Source organism: Pseudomonas sp. Sample_24, from assembly GCF_004307605.1.
Lineage (GTDB): Bacteria > Pseudomonadota > Gammaproteobacteria > Pseudomonadales > Pseudomonadaceae > Aquipseudomonas.
Genome location: NZ_RCNW01000067.1, coordinates 1 through 4,132, shown reverse-complemented (window position 1 = coordinate 4,132; position 4,132 = coordinate 1). Strand labels below are relative to the sequence as shown.

Below are 4,132 nucleotides of genomic sequence, written 5' to 3'. Positions count from 1 at the left end.
GACGCTGAAACCACTGTCTTCCAAATAGGCGGCGAGGCTCGCGCGCACTACTTCGTCATCATCGATTATCAGCAGCGTGGCACTGGTTTTTGGCATGTGGGCAAACGGCGCCAGAATTAGGTTGGCGTAGCGGCTCGGATTTTAGCCCGGCTCACACTACTGGATTCGCTTCTAGCCTCTCTGTTGCACTGTTTTCGAGCATTCGCCCTATTCGCATGTACACCAGAGGTGCCCTTCTAAGGCGCAGACGGTACTCCCATCCGCGAGGCGTTTCAAGCTCACGCCGATGGTCGCTTGACATCCATCCATGTCAAATCACCGGGAGTTATAAAAACCGCCAGAACCGAAACTCAATGTAAGGACCGCTGTCGCTCAAAAACGCAGAAGGCGGCTCGATGGCCGCCTTCTGTCTTAACCGGTAAAGATCAAAAATCGTCTTCAACCTGACCGTCTTTCACCTTGAATTCACGGTTCTGCAAGTACGCATTACGAATGAAGGTGTACTTGTCACCCGTGATCAGCTTCTCGGACGACAACAGGTTCGCGCGAGTATCGACGATGTTCAGACCGAAGATCGAGTTACGCACCGGCACATCGTTGATATAGCGGTACGGGCCGGTGTAACCGTCGACATACTTCGACGGCGCATCACGCAATGTGCTCGGCCCCAGCAGCGGCAGCATCACGTATGGACCACTGCCGACACCCCAGTAACCGAGCGTCTGGCCGAAGTCTTCGTCGTTGCGTTGCAGGCCCATCTTGGTACCGACGTCGAAGAAACCGAGAAGGCCGAAAGTGGTGTTGAAGATCAAACGAGCGGTGTCGACACCGGCCGCCGCAGGTTTGGCCTGCAAGATATCGTTGGCGAGGTTGGTCACTTCGCCGACGTTGCGGAACATGTTGTGGATGCCGTCTTCAAGGAACTGAGGCGTCACGAACTGGTACCCCTGGGCCAAAGGCTTCAGGGCATAAGTGTCGAGCACGTCGTTGAATTTGTAGATCGGACGGTTGATGCTTTCCCAAGGGTCGTCTTCCGACGCTGCCTGGGCAACGAACGGAACCAGCAACGCGCTGGCACACACACAAAGCTGAGCGAAATGGTTGCTCCAGCGCATATAAAAACTCCTTGGATTGTACCGTCGCCTAGGACTGAGCCGGGCGCAAAGACCGCTAGTATAAGATGTAAAGGCTACTTTAGGCAGCATCCCCCTTGGGTGCGCTCGGGATTCGTGTGGCTGTCATCGATTCACCTCCGTGTCACTCAACTGTCATCGCAGCCCGCTAGCCTCGAGGCTATTTCAGGGTCGTCGACATGCCGCACGCCGAAACCAAGCCTCAATCTGCGCCAAACCTGACGGCCGTGCTGTTCGGGCTCAGTGGTTGCCTGGTGGATTTCGGCGCTCATACGCGTCTGAACGGCAGTCATTCAGTCGAGCACACCGAAGCCACTCCGGGCGCCCTCGAAAGCCTGCACAGTTTGCAGCGCCAACAAATACCGTGCGCATGGCTTGATGAGCTTTCGCCGGCCATCAGCCGATCCCTGGCGATTGCGTTGCCGGCATGGATCAAATCTTCGCAACACTCTGCAACAAACAACCCCTGGCCGGCTCCAGATGCCTGCTGGCGAGCATTGATGGCACTGAATGTCGAGAGACTGGACGGCTGCGTGCTGGTCAGTGGCGAACCGCGTCTTCTGCAATCGGGGCTGAACGCCGGATTGTGGACCATCGGGCTGGCGTCCTGCGGTTCGCTCTGCGGCTTGTCACCCGCACAATGGCAAGCCCTGTCCCAGCAGGAACGGGATATCAGGCGCGGCAAGGCGACCCTGCAACTGTTTAGCCTGGGGGTGCATTCGGTGATCGATCATCTCGGTGAACTCGACACCTGCCTGGCAGATATCAGCTTGCGCCGGCTCAAAGGCGAAAAGCCCTGATTGCGACCCTATGAAGCATGCAGGTTACGCAGGAGTGGATTAATCTTAAGGTCAGCCATAGACCTTTGGCGCATCGCTGCGGTCTATGCCAGTGCCATTTGAGAGAAGGAAGAACGCCATGCCTGCCCGCGAACTGCAAGAACAGCTCAATGCCCTGCGCGAGCAATTGGAACAGAATCCTCCGCTGTCCGAATCCGAGCGCGAAAACCTGCACGAACTGATGCAACAGATCGAACTCAAGCTCGAACTCGAGACCAAGACCCAGGACGCCAGCCTCGCCGACGGTGTCAACCTGGCCATCGATCGCTTCGAACTCGAACACCCTACCCTTGCCGGCACCTTGCGCAATATCGGCCAGGCCCTGGCCAACATGGGGATCTGAACCCGCCAAACGAAAAAAGCCCCGCTAGCGATAGCGGGGCTTTTTAATGTCTGCTGCCTGAAATGCAGTCCACTGTAGCAGCGAGCCTGCTCGCGATGACGGCGTATCAGTCGACATCAATGGTGTCGGACATACCGCTATCGCGAGCAGGCTCACTCCTACAGGGTTTCGTTACTGACGGACCAGGCGATGGTTCGGCAATTGAACCTCTTCAGTGCTGCGGTACGGGTTGATGTCCAGCCCGCCACGGCGCACATAACGCGCATACACCGTCAGTTTTTCCGGCTTCAGCAAGCGCTGCAGATCGAGGAAAATGCGCTCTACGCACTGTTCGTGGAAGTCCGAGTGCTGGCGGAAGCTGACGATGTATTCAAGCAAACTCGCGTGATCCAGCGCCGCGCCACGGTAATCCACCACCACGCTGCCCCAATCCGGCTGGCTGGTGACCGGGCAATTGGATTTGAGCAAATGGCTGTGCACGCTCTCTTCAACAGTGCGCGAGTCATCACACCGCAGCAGTTCCGGGCGCGGATGCTCGTAGTTGCTGACGCTGATATCCAGTTCGTCGATGCACACGCCGGGCAGCGCCACGACGCCTTCGGCTTCGACATCCTTCAGGCTGCGAACCCGCACGCCAACCGGTTTGCCGGCAGCTGCCGACAGGTCTTTGACCAGCGTCGCTTCGAGGGTTTCGGTGTCGGCGAACGGCGTCTGGTTCAACGAGTTGAGATAGAGCTTGAAGGACTTCGACTCGATGATGTTCGGCGAATCCGCCGGAATGCTGAACTCACCGATCGCCACCACGGGCTTACCCGACGGCAACAACCACGACAGCTCGAAGCAGTTCCAGAAGTCGATACCTTTGTAAGGCAAGGTTTCAGCCGTCAAGCCGAGTTCGGCCCACTTCGCGGTACGCGGGATCGGGAACAGCAAGGACGGCGTGTAAGTGGCGATGTATTCGCTGGATTTACCCAGCGGCGAGTGTTCGGCTGCGGGATGCATGGCGGAAACCTGACTGAAGAATCAGCGGATTCTATCAGCCTTTGCTTGCGCCTTTGAGTGCTTACTGACTGACAGTCATTTTGCCGACCATGCCGGCCTGGTAATGACCAGGGATATTGCAGGCAAATTCGAGGTGAGTGGCCTTGTTGAAGGTCCAGGTCAGTTCGGCTGTTTTCCCCGGCTCCACCAATACACTGTTGGGATCGTCGTGTTTCATGCCGCCCTTCATGTCATGTCCCATCGAACTGTGATCCATACTGGCCATTGCACCGTGGTCCATTTCTTTCACCCCAGTAGGCGTGAACATGCCACTTTGCTGCATTTGCACCATTTCCTGCTGGTGCTTGGCATGCATCGACGCGTCACCCAGGTTGAATTCGTGCAGCAATTGGCCTTTATTCACCAGCACGAAACGCACGGTCTCGCCAGATTTGATCGCAATGTTCCCGGGGGTGAACGACATGTCACCCATTACCACTTCAATGCTACGGGTCGCCTTGGCGGCAGAGGCCGGCTGGCCAAAATCGTAAGGGTGCGCCGGCGCAGCCCATGCGGGCGAAGTCAGCGCCATCAAACCCGCGACTGCCGCCAGCGTTTTGCGCAAAAACATAGTCATACTCCAACCAGGTAAGGTTCAGCCTGTGCAAAACTCTAAACGGCGATCACTGCCCGCAACCTGACAGCCAGATTACAACTTTGTCAGGTGGGCCCGCGCCGTTGACGCCCACGGTATAAAGCCTTCTCAATTGACCCGAGCCACCCATGAAACTGCTGATCGTCGAAGACCAACCGAAAACCGGCCACTACCTGCGCCA

The 4,132-nt window shown here is 57.1% G+C and carries 6 protein-coding genes; 2 read left to right on the top strand and 4 right to left on the bottom strand.

Going from position 1 to position 4,132, the window contains the following annotated elements:
* Together D8V06_RS30700 and D8V06_RS03045 are read right to left on the bottom strand one after the other, a co-directional pair.
* Positions 1–96: hypothetical protein (locus D8V06_RS30700; protein WP_241667764.1), on the bottom strand; the 96-nt coding region annotated here is incomplete at its 3' end.
* Between the two features lie 329 nt (positions 97–425).
* Complete coding sequence (locus D8V06_RS03045; RefSeq protein ID WP_056857040.1) at positions 426–1,115, bottom strand: VacJ family lipoprotein; 690 nt, start codon at positions 1,113–1,115, stop codon at positions 426–428.
* A 197-nt stretch (positions 1,116–1,312) separates the two neighbouring features.
* Here D8V06_RS03045 and D8V06_RS03040 point away from each other — a divergent pair, with 197 nt between their 5' ends.
* Together D8V06_RS03040 and D8V06_RS03035 are read left to right on the top strand one after the other, a co-directional pair.
* On the top strand, positions 1,313–1,933 hold the full coding sequence (locus D8V06_RS03040; RefSeq protein ID WP_056857039.1) for a phosphatase: 621 nt from the start codon (positions 1,313–1,315) through the stop codon (positions 1,931–1,933).
* Between the two features lie 118 nt (positions 1,934–2,051).
* Positions 2,052–2,315: a DUF4404 family protein gene (locus tag D8V06_RS03035; RefSeq protein WP_056857038.1), complete on the top strand. Its 264-nt coding sequence runs from the start codon at positions 2,052–2,054 to the stop codon at positions 2,313–2,315.
* Positions 2,316–2,486: 171 nt separating this feature from the next.
* On the opposite strand, the gene queF is transcribed toward D8V06_RS03035, so the two are convergent.
* Together queF and D8V06_RS03025 are read right to left on the bottom strand one after the other, a co-directional pair.
* Entirely contained in the window at positions 2,487–3,317 is an 831-nt protein-coding gene (queF, locus tag D8V06_RS03030) for an NADPH-dependent 7-cyano-7-deazaguanine reductase QueF (protein ID WP_130903726.1), read from the bottom strand.
* 61 nt (positions 3,318–3,378) lie between these two features.
* Positions 3,379–3,927 carry a cupredoxin family protein gene (locus tag D8V06_RS03025; protein ID WP_130930417.1) on the bottom strand — a complete coding sequence of 183 codons (549 nt, stop codon included), beginning with the start codon at positions 3,925–3,927 and terminating at the stop codon, positions 3,379–3,381.
* Positions 3,928–4,132 lie beyond the last annotated feature (205 nt).

Bases quoted from the DNA above. Each gene is read 5' to 3' on its own strand.
- D8V06_RS03040 (WP_056857039.1), top strand. From the start codon at position 1,313: ATGCCGCACGCCGAAACCAAGCCTCAATCTGCGCCAAACCTGACGGCC.
- queF (WP_130903726.1), bottom strand. From the start codon at position 3,317: ATGCATCCCGCAGCCGAACACTCGCCGCTGGGTAAATCCAGCGAATAC.
- D8V06_RS03025 (WP_130930417.1), bottom strand. From the start codon at position 3,927: ATGTTTTTGCGCAAAACGCTGGCGGCAGTCGCGGGTTTGATGGCGCTG.
- D8V06_RS03035 (WP_056857038.1), top strand. From the start codon at position 2,052: ATGCCTGCCCGCGAACTGCAAGAACAGCTCAATGCCCTGCGCGAGCAA.
- D8V06_RS03045 (WP_056857040.1), bottom strand. From the start codon at position 1,115: ATGCGCTGGAGCAACCATTTCGCTCAGCTTTGTGTGTGTGCCAGCGCG.